Annotated in this window: 13 protein-coding genes; 4 read left to right on the plus strand and 9 right to left on the minus strand. The window is 57.8% G+C overall.

Going from position 1 to position 16,136, the window contains the following annotated elements; all coding sequences use genetic code 11:
• Positions 1 to 23: 23 nt before the first annotated feature.
• The 3 genes from B5D61_RS16570 to B5D61_RS16580 form a co-directional block, all read right to left on the minus strand.
• On the minus strand, positions 24 to 2,498 hold the full coding sequence (locus B5D61_RS16570) for a glycosyltransferase (RefSeq protein ID WP_176159484.1): 2,475 nt from the start codon (positions 2,496 to 2,498) through the stop codon (positions 24 to 26).
• Between the two features lie 54 nt (positions 2,499 to 2,552).
• Entirely contained in the window at positions 2,553 to 3,383 is an 831-nt protein-coding gene (locus B5D61_RS16575; RefSeq protein ID WP_078814529.1) for an alpha/beta hydrolase family protein, read from the minus strand.
• A gap of 116 nt (positions 3,384 to 3,499) precedes the next feature.
• Positions 3,500 to 4,267 carry a hypothetical protein gene (locus B5D61_RS16580; protein WP_078814530.1) on the minus strand — a complete coding sequence of 256 codons (768 nt, stop codon included), beginning with the start codon at positions 4,265 to 4,267 and terminating at the stop codon, positions 3,500 to 3,502.
• Positions 4,268 to 4,351: 84 nt separating this feature from the next.
• On the opposite strand from B5D61_RS16580, the gene B5D61_RS16585 reads away from it, so the two are divergent.
• From B5D61_RS16585 to B5D61_RS16595, 3 genes are read left to right on the plus strand one after another with little or no spacing between them, the layout of a single operon-like run.
• A complete protein-coding gene (locus B5D61_RS16585) occupies positions 4,352 to 5,290 on the plus strand; it encodes a phosphatidylserine decarboxylase (RefSeq protein ID WP_078814531.1) in 939 nt (312 codons plus the stop codon).
• Positions 5,291 to 5,301: 11 nt separating this feature from the next.
• Positions 5,302 to 5,781 (plus strand): helix-turn-helix domain-containing protein, encoded by a 480-nt coding sequence (locus B5D61_RS16590; protein WP_078814532.1) that lies wholly within the window; start codon positions 5,302 to 5,304, stop codon positions 5,779 to 5,781.
• Between the two features lie 42 nt (positions 5,782 to 5,823).
• Positions 5,824 to 6,708, plus strand: coding sequence for a polyprenyl synthetase family protein (locus tag B5D61_RS16595; RefSeq protein ID WP_078814533.1), 885 nt, complete (start codon positions 5,824 to 5,826; stop codon positions 6,706 to 6,708).
• A 399-nt stretch (positions 6,709 to 7,107) separates the two neighbouring features.
• On the opposite strand, the gene B5D61_RS16600 is transcribed toward B5D61_RS16595, so the two are convergent.
• From B5D61_RS16600 to B5D61_RS16625, 6 genes are all read right to left on the minus strand, one after another.
• A complete protein-coding gene (locus B5D61_RS16600) occupies positions 7,108 to 8,151 on the minus strand; it encodes a 3-deoxy-7-phosphoheptulonate synthase (protein ID WP_078814534.1) in 1,044 nt (347 codons plus the stop codon).
• A gap of 36 nt (positions 8,152 to 8,187) precedes the next feature.
• Positions 8,188 to 8,979: an HAD family hydrolase gene (locus B5D61_RS16605; RefSeq protein WP_078814535.1), complete on the minus strand. Its 792-nt coding sequence runs from the start codon at positions 8,977 to 8,979 to the stop codon at positions 8,188 to 8,190.
• A 43-nt stretch (positions 8,980 to 9,022) separates the two neighbouring features.
• On the minus strand, positions 9,023 to 10,438 hold the full coding sequence (locus tag B5D61_RS16610) for a hypothetical protein (RefSeq protein ID WP_078814536.1): 1,416 nt from the start codon (positions 10,436 to 10,438) through the stop codon (positions 9,023 to 9,025).
• 97 nt (positions 10,439 to 10,535) lie between these two features.
• The gene (locus B5D61_RS16615; RefSeq protein WP_078814537.1) at positions 10,536 to 12,800 is read right to left on the minus strand and encodes a secretin N-terminal domain-containing protein; all 2,265 of its coding nucleotides are present in this window, start codon (positions 12,798 to 12,800) and stop codon (positions 10,536 to 10,538) included.
• A gap of 132 nt (positions 12,801 to 12,932) precedes the next feature.
• Positions 12,933 to 13,487 (minus strand): DUF4339 domain-containing protein, encoded by a 555-nt coding sequence (locus tag B5D61_RS16620; RefSeq protein ID WP_078814538.1) that lies wholly within the window; start codon positions 13,485 to 13,487, stop codon positions 12,933 to 12,935.
• A gap of 90 nt (positions 13,488 to 13,577) precedes the next feature.
• Positions 13,578 to 14,555, minus strand: a complete 978-nt coding sequence (locus tag B5D61_RS16625; RefSeq protein WP_078814539.1) for a DUF3500 domain-containing protein — start codon at positions 14,553 to 14,555, stop codon at positions 13,578 to 13,580.
• Positions 14,556 to 14,656: 101 nt separating this feature from the next.
• Here B5D61_RS16625 and B5D61_RS16630 point away from each other — a divergent pair, with 101 nt between their 5' ends.
• Positions 14,657 to 15,403: a TVP38/TMEM64 family protein gene (locus tag B5D61_RS16630; protein WP_078814540.1), complete on the plus strand. Its 747-nt coding sequence runs from the start codon at positions 14,657 to 14,659 to the stop codon at positions 15,401 to 15,403.
• Positions 15,404 to 16,136: the final 733 nt, after the last annotated feature.

Consider the following 16,136-nt stretch of genomic DNA (forward strand, 5'->3'; position numbering starts at 1 on the left):
CGAGAACAATCGGCGACCGCGGCTCAAGACTTCACTTCAAGCCCAATCAACTTCGCGGCATCCAGGATCATTCGTTTGAATCTTTGCCGCAGAGCCCAGATGAAAGTGCTGAGCCCCAGGATGCTGAGGGTTGCCAAATCCGCCAACAGGGGATGTGGATGAGCCAGCAAGCCCACCAGCCCCAGTAGAGCGGTCACACCGAAGATGAGTCGCCATTGGATGCGCATCAGAAGCTTGATGCGTGTCAGCCGCTGCCGTTCTCCATGGTATTCGGTCACCGTCAAAAAAGCCGGTGAAATGATATGATGAGGCACGGCTTCCAGGTCAAAGAGACGCCAGCCTTGGTCTTCGCGGATGGGGATGTTTTTTTGAGCGAGATGCCGCCGCATCGCATCGAGCCATTGAGTGCGTCCTACACCTACTTCGTTCCAGAAGCACAGTTCCAGCAATGGGATGGACACCTTGCTAGGCCTGCGAACCACCGGGTTTGGAGGCGGATTGGCGTGTGATCCGGCGGGTCTGGCCCCCAGTTGCACCATGCCGACCAGGCGCTTCCATTCACGCACCACAGGCTGGATCCAGCAGAGGCCTAACAAAAGAAGTGATTCGGAAGTTCCGAGTGAAAAAGGTGGGTGCGTCAGCAACCTCTGTCGATAAGCCGCTTGGAGCCACGAAAGTGCGATCACGACCGCAGCCGTGGACGGACACTGCGCTACCAGGGCCCCCAGCACGAGCGCCACCCAGATCACGCCACCTGTCCAGTCCAGCCAGCAGCGCAGGCCCTGGCGGTAGATGCCTTGGAATAAACCTTCTCCCTGAGGCCCGTGGTAAATGCTGCCTTCATCGAGGGGCGGAGCCACAGCGCGGTCACCATAAATACCGCCGATCCAGCGTGCCCCCCCCAGCGCTCCGAAGCGCTCAGGATGATCTTTCATCAGCAAGGCCTCCGCACGGCCATAGCCGGCTTGCTGGCGGAAATAGGCCTGGATGCTGTAGCGGCGGTGATGCCAGACCATGGCTCCCGGCACGAAGCGGAGTTTGCCACCCGCTTGCTGGAGCCGCCAGCAGACGTCCACATCATCTCCTGCCGCCACATATTGAGCCTGAAAGCCGCCAATGGCCTCCAAGGCTCGTTTTCGGATGGCCAGATTGCATCCGGGCAGATGCTCCGCCTCAATGTCATTCAGCAACACATGCGCCGGAGCCCCTGGAGCCGCCGCCACGACCGCCTCGGTGCGATTACGTGGGCGGGGTGGAATATTTGGCCCCCCTGCAGCCACCCACTGAGGATCATCGAAGCCCGTGGCCAAATGCGTCAGCCAGTCTTCATCGGCGATGCAGTCATCATCCGTGTAGGCGACGATCTCACCCGTGGCCAGCGAGGCACCTCGATTGCGCGCGACACTCAGCCCAGCGTGGTCTTGCCGCACGTAGAGGACGCTGGGAAAGCGATGGGCAATGGCAGCGATGTCCTGCGTGGAGCCATCGTCGATCAAGAGCACCTCAAAGTTCGGATACCGCAGCTTTTGCAGCGAGCTCAGGCAATCCGCCAGCGTCGCACCGCCATTCCAGGTGCAGACCACCACGGAGATGCGAGGCGGGTTATCCACGAGGGGGCCAGGGGATAGATCCAAATGGCAGGCGGCTCGCTCCTGTCGGTCTGTCGTGACCAGCCCGAAGGACCAGCGTGTGATGTCATCTCCACCTCGGAACCATTCATCCGTGAAGCTAAACCACACCGTTCCAGCGACGGCGTTACGATGACAGAGTCGGTGAAACCACGCCCGAGTCTCCGCCTGCGCCTGCTCGCCATGAGCCGCCACATCCAGGCCAAATTCAGTGATGACCAGCGGTTTGTCTCCCGCCAGATTCTGCAGCCGTTGCAGGTAGGACTCCAGCGCCGCCGGGTGCTCCAGATACAAGTTCACCGCCAGGAAATCCACATTCGAAGGCACCAGATATTCCGTGCTCGGATAGGTGGCGTAGCTGAAGAGCTTCGCCGGAGCCTCGCGTCGGCCGATTTCGATCAGCCCCTCCAGAAAGCGCCGCACCCGCCCCGGTTCCATCCAGCGAGCCAGGTTTTTTTCGATCTCATTGCCGACCAAAAAACCGGCGACACAGGGAACATCTCGAAACCGCCGCGCCGCATCGGTGATCGTCTGCTCGATCTGTTGCCGCAGAGCCCCATCATGCATGAAATCCACATGATCCGTCCAGGGAATGCCCACCAGCAGGCGCAATCCCTCCGCCTCCGCCCCCTCTAGCACGTCCTCCGTCGGCAGATCATACAGCCGCACCGTATTGAATCCCAACCGCCGGATCTGCTGGAAATCTGCCGCCAGCCTCTCGGGAGCGGGAAACGACGCCCCATCCTCTCGGGGGCGAAAGGGGCCATAACTCACCCCATGGAGATTCCATTTATCTCCATCGACCCGCAGCCACTTCCCACTCGCGACGAGCGGTGAAAAGGGATGACTGGCAGGGAGGGAGGGCAGCATGAGAAGGGAGGGTGACTCAAGCATGGACGTGATCCATGCGAAAGCCATTCACGATCAAAGGCTAGACATCGTATCTCCCACTTCCACCCCGATGTTGTTCAGGATGTAATTGTGATCCTCCCCCTCTTTCTCGTGCAGGGTCACTCGCCCCGGATGCGCAGCGGCCAGTTCCCGGCTCATGGAGATGGGGATGACCTGATCGGCCGTGCCGTGGAAAATCACCACCTTGGCCCCTTTATCCACCACATGCGCCAGATGCCGACGGTTGTTAAACCGGTGCATGTTCACATAGCAGAGCGGCCAGCCGATGAAGCGTTTTCCCATCTCCGTCAGGGTCGTGAAGGGGGCGATCAGGATCACTCGCCGGATATTGAGATCATCAGCCGCCATCAGACCCGCCGCACAGCCGATGGAGTGGCATAGGACGCCCATCCGAGGCAGGAGGAGTTCCGGGGTCTCATTCAGATGTCGCGCCAGGGCTTGGACCGCTTCTCGGGAGCTGTCTCGGATACGGCCCGGGTTCGGGATCCCCTGGCAGTCCCCATAGCCTGGGTAATCCATCAGCAGATAACCAAAGCTGGGGTCCCAGGCCGTAAGATACTGCATCCAGTCCAGCCCCAGGTAGTTGTTCCCCCCATAGCACAGCCACACCTTCGTGGGTTTCTTGCCATTCATCGGCGGCATGTAGTGCGCCACCTGCTGGCCCTGTCCCGTCGTGTATTCGATCCGCGCCCCACTCCGTTTCGCCAGCACCTTGCGGTAACCCTCATGATACGACCGCGGATAATAAATGAGCTTGGCCTGGCAACTGGTGAGTAACACGACCGCTGAAAGAACGAGAACGGTGATGGGGCGTAAGACTCGAAACAGAAAACTGACGGGCATGGGGCAGACGCAATGTTACGGAGAGTGGCTGGGAGCAAGTTCGAATCCCAACTCTCTTGAATCGTCTGAACGGCACGTATGGCCCCATTTCCCCGTCAATTCAGATACAGAAAGAGTCACGGATGATCACTCAACGGCAAAGTCGGTGGCAAAGTGCGCGGTTGGCCGTTGGGGGGGATTTCGTCGGGGAAGATGACGGTGATGCTCTGCACCTGATCACGCAGGGTGGGATCTTGCTGGAGGAACCATTTTTTCACGAACTCGGCGACAGATTTGCGCGAAGATTCACGAACGAGGTTGAGGTGACTGCGATTCCCGGCGCGTTTTTCCAGGGTGGGAGTGAGGTTTTTTTCCAGCTCAGCCAGGTTTTCAGCGGCGTTGAAGCGCAGCCAGCCAGCTTCGGATTTCTTTTGCATGCCGTCGGTGCGGATGGCGGGAGGCTGGGTCGGGCGGAGCTGTGGAGCGTGGACGATGCATTGGCCGTTCTCCACCCGAAGCTGCCATTTGTCAGAGAGCTTGATGTGGTAGCGATAAACCACCGGGGTGCGGATCTCCGAGATGGTGGTGCCGAGATAGACCGTCTGGTTGAAGAGGGTCTTCATGTCGTATTTCGTCACGGTTTCATCCGTCTCCATGGTGGCCACCTCCAGGATGTCACCATCGGTGGAGGCAATGCGAGTCACCGACTGGCGGAAGGTCTCGTTGATGTCCTGGGTGATGAGCTTGGAATTCATCCACTCCAAGCCGAGGCGAGTGAGATCGGTGAATTTCCAAGCGATCAATCCGCCGCCGATGAGGAAGAGGGCAAGAAGGATACCCAACAGCCGCCAACAGCCGGAGCGGCGGGCGGGTTCCTGAAGCGAAGCTGGGGTCTCCTCGGCCATGGGTCTTACCATGCAATAAACGCGCCATACGGCCAAGCGGCATTTGCTCTGCGCATATTACATTGTCATATGATCTGATTGACCATGCCAGCCGCACCCATTCAGTTTTATAATCGCCGGACGCAACGCCTCGAGACGGAGGCGGTGTATGGGGAGGGGCCCCTGCGTTTTGTGTATGAAAACCCGTTGGGCAAGCTGGCCCTGCATCTGCTCGTGAAGCGGGCGATCTTTTCGGAGATCTACGGGCAGCGGATGGATGACCTGGATAGCGCGGCGAAGATCCGCCCTTTCCTGGAAACTTACGGGGTGGATACCTCGGAGTTTGCGGAGCCAGTGGAGAGCTATCGCACCTTCAATGAGTTCTTCTATCGTCGCCTGAAGCCAGGGGCCAGGCCGATTGTGGCGGATCCTCAGGCGGTGGCTCTGCCTGCGGATGGGCGTCATTTTGTGATCCCCGACGTCTCGCTCTGTCGGGACTTTTTTGTCAAAGGGGTGAAGTTCCATCTCCCGGCTCTCCTGGATGATGCGGAACTGGCGGCTCGCTATGAAAAGGGGGCGGTGCTGATTTCCCGCCTCTGCCCCACGGATTACCATCGCTTTCACTTCCCCTGTGGCGGGGTGGCAGAGACACCCCGATTGATCAATGGCCCCCTGTATTCGGTGAGTCCGATCGCCTTCATGAAACGCCCCAGCATTTTCTGGGAGAACAAGCGTTACGTCACTCGCCTGCAGACGGGGCAATTCGGTGAGGTGTTGCTCTTGGAAGTCGGGGCGACTTGTGTGGGGTCCGTCGTTCACACGTCTCCCGCAGATGCGCCGGTCTTGAAGGGGGACGAAAAAGGCTATTTTCGCTTCGGCGGGTCTTGTTTCATCACGATCTTTGAACCGGGCCGCATCCAGTTTTCGGACGATCTTTTACAGCAGAGTGCCCAGGGGCGTGAAGTCTATGCTCGGATGGGGGATGTGGCGGGATTTGCCATCGAACCTAGGGATTCCAGCTTGCCAAGCGGCCCGGCTTCGTGAAAAAGGGGCGTATGGAGTCCCACGAAGTCATTCGCCAGGCGCTGGATAAGGCCCACGTCAAAGAAATCGCAGCCCAGATGGGAGTCTCTCTCTCATTGGTCTATAAGTGGGGACAGCGCGATGAAGAGGAGGGCAGTGGTGCCTCCAATCCGCTGGATCGCGTGAAGCAGCTGTATGAGCTTACCGGCAACGATCATCTCATCCAATGGCTCTGCCAGCAGGCTGGCGGCGTCTTTGTACGGAACCCTCCCACAGGGAAAGCGCCGGGCCGGGAGGTGATGCCAGCCACGCAGGAGATCGTGCAGCAATTCGCTGGACTGCTGGCGGCGATCAGCCACGCGGCGGCGGATAACACCATCAGCCCGGACGAGTCCGAGAAGATTCGTCATGAGTGGGATGAGTTGAAGCGCCTGACGGAGCGTTTTGTGAAGTGGTGTGAGGCGGGTGACTTCAAGCACCTGGCCGAGGACCTTCGCCGTAACCACCACTGATGGGTTCAGAACCCCGTCCTATTTTTCTTTTTTGTTCGCTAAATGTCTGATCTCAAAACCTACCTCACCGACCGTTGTGCCTATGTGGATGGCGTGCTTGACCGTTTGATCCCGTCTGCCGAGACCGCTCCGGCGACGATACACAAGGCGATGCGCCACAGTGTTTTCGCGGGTGGCAAACGGCTGCGCCCGATTCTTTGCCTCGCTGCGGCGGAGGCGAGTGGCGGTAGTAAGGAGGCGGCTTCCTTTGCGGCGGCTGCGGTGGAGTGCCTGCACACTTACTCGCTGATCCATGATGATCTCCCCAGCATGGACAATGACGACTTCCGTCGTGGCGTGCCTACCTGTCACAAGGTGTTTGGCGATGGAGTCGCTGTTCTAGCGGGGGATGCCCTCCAGGCGCTGGCCTTTGAACTGGTGGTGAAGACTCAAGTGACCGTTCGCTACAGTGCTGCGGCCCTGGTGCGTGAGCTGGCCAAGACGGCGGGCAGTCTGCACCTCGTCGGTGGGCAGGTGGCCGACCTGGAAGGCGAGGGGAAAAAGCTGCCCTTGGAGGCTCTGCGTTTCATCCACGAGAACAAAACCGCTGCCCTGCTGACCACGAGCCTGAAGCTCGGGGGCATGAGTGCGGATTGCCAGCCGGAAGAACTGAAGGCGCTGGAAGACTTTGGCATGGCCACCGGGCTGGCCTTTCAGATCATCGACGACATCCTGGACGTCACCCAGACCAGTGAAAAGCTGGGCAAGAGTGCCGGGAAGGATCTGACCTCGGAGAAGTCCACGTATCCGGCCCTCATCGGCCTGGACGCCTCCCGAGATGAAGCCCATCGACTCACCCAAGCGGCCCATCAGGCCCTGGAAGTCTTTGGCAATCGCGGTGGCCGCCTCCGTGAGCTGGCAGATTATCTGCTCGCTCGGGATTATTGAGAACACGCTCAACTAAAAGGCTGCTAGTCTCATAAGGGGCCTTCAGTCTCAGGCTGCATGATGCAGAGTGTCCGTGGAGCGATGCAGGGTGTGCGGACAGCGGTCCCACCGTAGGCTGGGTTTGTCCGGCTGGGGAGAGACTTTTCTTCTGACGCCCTCGTTGCCGGATAACCCGGCTCATGAGCGAGGTGGCAGCCCTTGGATGTGGCGGTCAAGAAAGGCATGCCTTTCTCTGCCTTTGTTTTGTAGATCGAAGGCCTTGAGGTCTCGTTACGTCGCTCGGATAGACGGGTTATCCGGCAACTTGATCCAGCGAGTTAAGGAGGTCCAATGCCGGACAAACCCGTCCAACGACTGAAGCTGACCGTGTGAAGGCGCGTTATCGCGTCAGGTCGGGGTTTACCCGAGCAGGGCGTGGGCTTCGCGCAGGGCTTGCTCGGTGGTGGCCCAGTCCATGCAGGCGTCGGTGATGGATTGGCCGCGGGTCAGCTCGTTGAGAGGGCGGGGGAACTTCTGGTTTCCTCCCACGAGATTGCTCTCCAGCATGGCACCGATGATGGAGTCCTCGCCTGCGGCTCGCTGGCGGACGATCTCACGGAAGACTTGGGGCATCTTGGTGTGATCCTTGGCACAGTTGCCGTGGCTGGCATCGATCATGATGGAAGGCTTGAGCTTCGCGGCCTCCAGGGCGGCACGGGTTTCAGCCACGTCGTCGGCTCCATAGTTGGGACCGTCCTCACCGCCGCGCAGGATGATGTGGCAGTCGGGATTCCCGCTGGTGGTCACGGCGGAGGCGATGCCGTCTTCACTGACGCCGAGAAAAGTTTGGGGTTGGATGGCGGCCTTGATGGCATTCACCGCCGGGGAGATGTGGCCGAAGGTACCGTTTTTGAACCCCAGCGGCATGGAAAGGCCGGAGGCCATCTGGCGGTGCGTCTGGGATTCGGTGGTGCGAGCCCCCACGGCGCTCCAGCAGATGAGATCGGCGATGTATTGGGGGGTGATGGGGTCCAGGAGCTCGGTGGCGGTGGCCATGCCGAGTTCGAGGACATCGCGCAGGATGCGGCGGGCGAGGCGGAGGCCATCCGGGATGTTGCAGGTGCCGTCCAGATCGGGGTCCATGATCAGCCCCTTCCAGCCCACGGTGGTGCGGGGTTTTTCAAAATAGACGCGCATGACGATACAGAGGCGGTCTTTGAGCTCTTCAGCCAGTTTGGCCAGTTTGGTGGCGTATTCGAGGCCGGCTTCGGGATCGTGGATCGAGCAGGGGCCGACGATGACCAGGAAGCGTTTGTCATCTCCAAACAAGATGTTCCGAATCTCCTGCCGAGCGTGGCTCACGAAAGCGGCCTGGCTTTCGGAAGGCGGAATCTCGGCCACCAGGGCGCGAGGCGCGGGCAGGGGGATGTTGGAAGCGATGTGGACGTTGGCCGTGGAATTCATGACAGAGACGAGACGGGAAGGTAGGGATACGTTTGGTTAGGCCTTTTGACCGCCAAAGAAATGGGACAGGGCTTCGATCATGCCCTCACTGGCGTAACGCGTGGCGACAAAACCGCCATGGTTCTGCACATGCTGCTTCACAGCGGGCAGGCCATTGCCGGGGGTGGCGATCATACGGGCATGAAGGGGATTGAGCATGGAGAGATCGTTCAGGTTATCCCCTGCCGCGAAGCAATGATTGGCAGTCAGCCCGAGCAGGCGGGCCAGTTCACTCAGAGCGGTGCCTTTGCTGTAGCCGCTGTGGGAGAAGCGCAGGTAGATGCCATTGCGATGGTAACCGATGTCAGGGAACTGCGTGGCATGGGTATCAATGTAGGCGCAGATAGCATCCAATTCTTCTTCACTGCTGCCCACGATGCCTAACTCTCCATATTCACCGGCGAGGAATTGGGCTTGAGTCTGGCTCTCCACCATGTGGCGGATGGCGTCCAGAGAGGCGCGGTGCTCTTTCACGAAACGCTCATGGGCTTTCCGCGCCTGTTTATTCCAGGGGCCGAAGTCCGTCCATTTGCTGAACAGGCCGGGCTTATGGATATCGCACTCCATGGCGATGATGTAGTCCGGCTCCATGAAGATGCCGTATTGGGCCAAGCCTTGAAGCGTTTGAGGTAAACTGCGACCGGTATTGATGACCCAAGCGGCCCCCTGGGTCCGTAATTGCTGGATCATCTGCCCCAGCATGGGATGAAAAATGGGGGTGCTCTCAGGATGAACCAGCGTGCCATCGAAGTCGAAGGAGAGGATGAACGTGGGCTTACGGGCGGACATTGGGGGAGTGAAAGGTGTCCACCCTGGCGGAGAGAGAGTCAAGTCAAGGCAGGCTGGGCAGTGCTTCGGGGTGAGTTTGCCAAATTTGGAACCATGTCGCTCCGAGCAACACCCACAGCACCGCCTGGTATCCGCCAGTCAGCATGGGGCCGGCCCCCCGGCGCCGGGCGCGGCGGAGCACGCTTTCGTAGCCCCACAGTAAGCTGAGGGCGAGAGGCCCGGTGAGTGCATGCAGGTAGCGTATCTCCACCAGGGCTGAATCCCAGGCGGCGATGATGAGGTAGGCGGCTGTGGCCGCGACCACGAAGATCACTGCCGTGGCGGTCTCGGGATGCAGACGCTCCCCGGCATGACAGGCCCGGGGCGTGCTGCACCAGCAGGCGAGCACCGTCACGATGAGGAGGACTAGTAGCACGGCGAGGGCCTCTCCGCCGTGACCTTGCCACTGGGTCATGACGCGTCCTAGCCCACTGAGCAGGCGGCCCTGCACCTGTTCCGAGGCGTGACTCTGGAAATACAGTCGGGCTGTAGGGCGTTCCAGGGCAGGGACCTTTTTCAGGCTTGAACGGTCTGGATGAGCCTCAATCCAGGCTTCTCCCTCGGCGGGGGTATCCAGCCAGCGGATGTGATCCACATATTGAAAAGCCGCATCTCCGAACTTCTGGTGGGCCTCGGTGAGGCGGGGGCCGCTGACAGCACAAAAAGCCGCCACGAGTAAGATCAAGCCAAACAGGTGATTGTCCCGTAGCCACAGGGTGGTGCCTTCTCCCAGCCGCCAATGCGCAGACAACCATCCCCAAAAGGCCCGCAGACTCGTCACCAGGATGAAGGTGACCAAGAGGGGCAGAATACGGTCCTGCGAAAGGTAAGCGAGGCCTCCAAAGACCCCCACCGCCCCATAGACCCATAGAGAATTCCGCTGCAGGCCATAGACGCAGCCCAGCCACGTCAGCAGAAAGAACAGTTGGAAGAGCGTGGCTCCCGTGAAGTGCGACAAGGTCTCGGCCCAGCCGTGGAATCCGGTGAGGGTCACGACCAGAAGCGTGGCAGGCAGGGCAAAAAAGCGCATGCAGGCCAGTCCCAGAAGGATAAGGCAAGAGGCGGTCAAACCGGTGCGAAACCAGGTGATGTAAGCCAGCGATTCTTTTGGGTGATCTGGATCCAGCATCCAGGCGGCTAGCCAGGGACTGAGCGGTTGAATGAGACCGTCCGTGCGGTGCGGTGCGAGCTTTTTCAGCGGTGCCGAAACGCTCTCTCGGAAGTCGGGGCGTAGATCTTCCGCAGTGGCCTCAGCCAGAGAAAGATGGCGGGTTTCCAAAGGGCTGAGCTGACGTTCGGAGATGCTCAGGATGTCTTTCTCCGCCAGTTGAACGTAGCCCGTGCCGAGAGCCCCCAGGATCAGACCAAAGACGAGCCAACGCAGCCAGGTGTAGGGACTGGAGGTGGAGGCGGGGGCCATAGAAGGGGAATACCTTTCTTATGGCACGCTAAGAGGATGGGATGCAAAAGGAAAATGGGGCTCTGTTTTAGCCCAAGCCTTTTCTTTATTGCGAAGGCTACTTTTGATAGGGCTTTGCCTTCGGCACCTCGTCCAGAGGCATACCAAACCGGATGGTCTCTTCCATGATCGTGCTCCGCTTGGATTCGATGGTGTTCGGGCTATCGAGCGGGGCCGTGGAATTGATGATCTTGGGCTGGATAAAGATCAGGAGTTCATCCCGGGTGGTGGTCTTTTCCGTTGTTCCGAAGAGGTGCTTCAAGACGGGCACCCGGCGCAGGAAAATAGCTCCACGCTCGCTGTTGCCCGTGCGTTCGGTGATCAGCCCGCCCAAGACAATGGTGGAACCGTCTCGGACCGTCACTGTGGTGAGCAACTCTTGGGTGCCGATGGTGGGGACCGTATTCCCCGAGATGTTTTGCTCTCCCACGATGTTATCGTTCACCTGAGCGATGCGCAGGGTGACCTCGTTGTCGTTGTTGATGAGGGGGACCACCTCGAGTTTCAACACGACGTCCCGATAATCAATGCTAGCACTGGTGGCGGCGATGTTGTTGATGCCGGCATTGGAGAGAATATTCACTGGCACCGCGATGCGTTGGCCGCTGGAGATGACCGCTTTACCGTTGTTCGTGGTGAACATGCTCGGGCTGGAGAGGACTTTGAAGTTCTTGTTACCTTCCAGAAGATTGACATACCGGCTGAGGGATCCCAGTTGACCGTAAAAGCTCATGGAACTGGTGCCGAAGTTTTCCATGTTGAAGGGAATGTCTAGGGCCCCTGTTAGCGCAGTCGAGCTACTGGGTTGGCTGACGTCTTTTTGCCGAATGGTGAAGTCATCCAGCATATTCAGGAAGTCGAAGCCGTAGTTGAACTCGCCGCCCAAGTTGAGCTGGCCAATGATGGTGCTGATGTAGACCTGCTGCGGGCGCACATCCATTTCACGGATGAGTTGATCAATCACCGCGATGTGCTCGGGGGAGCCGCTGACCACGAGGCTATTCGATTGAGGATCGGCGATGAGGAGGGTCTTACCGACGATCAGAGATTCGGGAGCGGAGATCACATCCGGATCATCCAGCAGGCTGCGCTCTGCACGGCTCGTCTGTTGGCTGCCTGTATTGAAACCATAGCCGCCTAAGTAAGGTTGATTCAGGCTGGAAGAGTCGTTTTGAGCCGCATCCGTGGATGGGGTATTGGAGCTTGCACTTGGCCGACGGGCACTGCTGCCACGGCGGCCTCCTCCTGACATGGCATCTCCTGCTTCATTCTGAATGTCCGTGTCTTTCGCCAAGGCGTTATAGGCCACCGGGAGAAAGTCACCGACATCCAGATAGGCCAGCTTGCGCTTCAGGAAGGTCACGTCATCCGCCTGCTGATCCAGTTTCTCCACCAGACCTCGAATGTAGGTGATGTCCACAGGGCGGGCGATGACCAGCAAGCTGTTCGTGCGGCGGTGGGGGATGACTTTGACCTTGGCTACGCTGGGATTGGTGTTGGCCGTATTCGCAGCCCCCATGGGATTGATGACCGGAGTACGTGCTCCATTGGCAGCGACGACTTGGGGTGCTGTCGTGGCGGGAGCAGGGATAGTTTCGGTCTTCTCTTCCTCCGCGTAGATTTCATTGATGATCTCCGCGACGCTTTCGGCATCGCTTCGCTCGAGCTTGATCATCTCATTGGCGATCTCCGCCGGAGGTACATCGATCACCTGGGCGATCTCATAAATGCTACGAATGGTGGTGCTGTTTTCCGTGATGATCAGCGCGGCTGCGTTTTTCATCGGCATGATGGCCCCGTAGCTGTGCAATTTGATCACTTGCTGAAAGGCCTTGGAGGCTTCTTCCGGCGAGATATGCACCAGGGGCATGACGAAGTGGCAGAGCTCTTCGGTTGCAGGCAAGTCTTTGATGGAGTTATAGACCTTGAGCCCTTCAGGTGTGGGGCTCTTACCACCGCTGTGATGGATGAGTTTCACCGTGGTATCATCCACCGGGACAATAGCATAGCCATTGAGCAGTAGAGTGGCCTCGATGAAGGCGACCGCCTCCTTCCGGGTCAGAGGCTCAGGGGAAATGATGCGGAGCGGCTCGCCCTGGAGGGCGGAGTCCAAGATGATTTTCTTCCCTGTGATCTGCGTATAAAAGGGAATGATCGCTTGGACGGGTGAGTTGGGAAAATTGACCTTAATGGTGGCGCTGTCATTGAGGGCAGACGGGCTCTGAGCGTGCACGCTGGCGAGTATCAGAGCGGCCACAGCCACGGCGATCAACCATCGCTTAACGATGGCGCGAGGCGAGGTAGAGGCTGAAAACGCGCGCATGGATTGATTGAAATCACATCTATTATATTTTCCATAGAGATAAAGGCAATGGAATTGTTTGTTTTTGTTAAAATTCAAACAAAGAGGTAATTTCAATCGAATCCACGACGCGCGCGGATTCTGAGCCAATTTCTATTGGCCAAGCCATTCCGCCAAGGCGGTAGCTCCCGCGGAGAACATGGCAATGATTTCGCGAGCGAGCGGCGTGGCTTCCTTCCACAGGAGCCAAATGAGAGTCACCCAGACGAGGCCATTGAGCACGAGCATCCCCGTCACGAGACGCTCGGTCCATTGAGGCCACTGACAAAGGTATCCACGATCATCCTTTTTCGGCGTGTAGATCCGATCCTGATAAATCGAGATTGCGGCTTTCCAAAGCATCGGCGGAGCGATGAGGAACCCCCAGATGAGGCGCCATATCACGATTCCAGAGCGGCGATTTGCCGGCACCTTGCCGTAGTCCCGGTAGCGGGCTGTGCGGCGGCGTGTCGTGATGTCCTTGGCTTGATCCGCCGTATTTGTTTCCAGTTCGCTCAATGAGCGTAGAGGCGTCCACTCTGTGGAGCCATCCCTCCGAACGAGATCATTGTCTCGTACGGAACCATATGCTACGTAGCTGTAGAGATCGTCGAGCGTGCACGGTCCGACGGTCTTTTGGCCTTTTGAGATGTAATAGAGCGCTTCCATCCTATGCCGGGAGTTAAGGATTGCGTGGGAAGTACGTTCGCTAGCAAATCCCGGGCCTGTCAAGCAGCTCTCGATAAATTTTCGTAAAACCTAACTTTTAATGTGTGCCCAACAGTGCACATGCGGGTCTCCCCGGAAATACCAAATCATGTTAGGCCCTTCCAGCTGCCAGACGTCCCAGATCCCGTCATTGCCGACATCTTGGTTTTTGTAAAAAGCCATGTGCAGATGATCAAAACCTGCGGCTTCGATGTATTTCATGGCCTCTTGAGAATCCTCCGGCCGAAAAGGCGCGAGCAGGTCCCCAATGACCTGTCGCACTAGGCCTTGTTGATCAGCGCTCAACTCGGTCATCGGGATGCCGTCCAGTCCAGTGGTGCGGCCGGTCAGACGTACCGTTTTGTTTCCAGTCTCTTCGCGGCCCTCGCCGAGCAGGGCCATCTGTCGTTGTTTCCCATCCAAGGCCTGGAAGACCTCATTGGCTCGTTTTGCCTGAAACCAGTAGGCATTGCCAGCGTGATCTGGCTTTTCATAAAAACCGTTGGCCGCATGCCCATAGAAAATGGGGCCTCCGAAAGCCGTGCCGGCCTCACTATCTCCGTCGCAACGTCGTGTGCAGTGACGTCCGGTGAGCACAAACTCAAACTGGCCGCTGCCCGGCTGGCCGAACAAGGCCATGGAGGAACTGGCAAAACCGCCATCGCTCTTATTGTCCTGGTCGAACTGTCGCCAGACCTCTTTTTTATAAGCCTCGCTGTGGAGACTATCGAAGATCTGGCGCACCAGATCCTGTTGATCACCACTCAAGACATCGCGGAGTTTTTGCGGTGTGATGTGCCAGTTATTATCGACTTTGAGGCGCCGCGGATCCTCCCATCCAAAGCATAGCAGCTTCTTTTGGTCTTCTTTCAGGCTGCCATAAAGCTGCTGAACGAGGGTTTCCCCTCTGGGGGCTTGAGTGGCGGAGGCTGGCGCTGCGGTCAGCAGCGGTGAAGCGAGGAGGCCGGAGGCGAGAGCCTGGCCACTGCACTGGAGAAACTGGCGGCGAGAAAAAGATTCCGTATTCATGGCTCAGTGTCTCCTTAACGTGCGAGATGCGGTTCCCTTGAGATAAAGATACAGATTCCGAGTTGAGAAGGGTAGCTCTTCGCACGTGATTGAAGGCCTTGATGAATCCACCGGCCAGCGATCCTCTTTCCTCCGATCCTACTCCCAACAGCTCGGAACAATCCATGCAGGCGCATGTGCAAGCCGAAACGGGTAAGTCCATGCGGAGAGAAAACCGGCGGGTGCTGATCATGGTGGCAGTCATTGCCCTCTTCATGATCGTGGCGCATTTCACTCCTCTGAAGGCCTGGATCACCAATGTACAGATATGGAAGCAGTTTGTAGATGACCTAGGCTGGCTGGCTCACTTTGCCTTCATTGCCATGTGCGCGGTAGGGGTGATGATTGGGCTGCCTCGATTGCCCTTGTGTGCCGCAGCCGGTCTCATTTTTGGGTTTATGGAAGGGTTGATCCTTTCCTTGAGCGGATCTGTGCTGGGTTCCTACGGGGCTTTTATGATGACGCGTGCGGGGGCGCGGCGTGCGGTGTTGGCACGTGCTGAACGCTGGCCGTGGCTCAAGCAGATGCTGGAGAAGCCGTCCTTTCTTAAAGTCTTCTGGGTTCGGCAAATGATGCTGCCCGGTTTGGTCCTGAATGTCCTGCTCGGCGTCTCTGGAGTCGCCCACTCCATCTTTCTGTTGGGGACAGTGGCGGGTTACCTGCCCTTGAACCTTGCCTTCACATTGGTCGGCAGCGGATTGGGAAAAGGATCTCTGGCGCAATCCCTCACGCAGCTTTTAGGAGCCTTAGCCGTCGTGAATATTGTGGCTTGGCTAGTCTGGAGACTGGCTAAGAAACCCAGGGTCTGAGTTTCAACATTCCAATAAACCAAGGATCAGGAGTGTCTTAGACACTCCTTTTTTATGTCCAGATCTCGAAAAGAGACAGCCCACAACGGCACCGAACTCACGTTTGCAGTCACCGAAAGCGAGATTGAGCCGCATCGAGAGGCTCTCGGTAATATTCATGTGAACACATGAAGCTAACCTTCGTTGATCGTTGTGAGAAGGATTCCTCGAAAAATGAAGCCCCAACCCTCACGGACAGACCTTTTGAGCTCTGAAAAGCTCCGCCAAATCGTTAACAGAGCTGATACGTTCGTAATCGTTAACAAACTTGAAGTTAGCGAACCGAGTCTAACAAAGAGCGATTTGAAAAAACCGCCAATTTTGGGGTGTTTTCCGGCCTTTTTGGTCAAAAAACTTTAAAAAAGGAGCAGAAAGAGGTTGCGGGGAGCGGGGAACTGTCCATACTGCCAATCCGCCACCGAAACAGGAGCGGCTGAGACGAGGGAAGCGAGACGCTGTAAGCGGTTCACTTTCAGCGGATTAGAAATGGATCTTTCAGAAAACAACATCTTCAGATTACGAGAGCGAATGAGCCTCTAGGGCGAGTGAGTTTGAGGAATTTGGAGAGACAAAAACGAAAGCTAAATTGTGCGCTGCGTGTGGATAACGCGTGGCTTGTTTGAAAGAAAACAAGGTTCAATTTAGCTGGCATTCAAAAGATGCCAGCACCAATTTTTGGAGAGTTTGATTCTGG

The sequence above is a fragment of the Prosthecobacter debontii genome, assembly GCF_900167535.1.
Taxonomy (GTDB): Bacteria; Verrucomicrobiota; Verrucomicrobiia; order Verrucomicrobiales; family Verrucomicrobiaceae; genus Prosthecobacter; species Prosthecobacter debontii.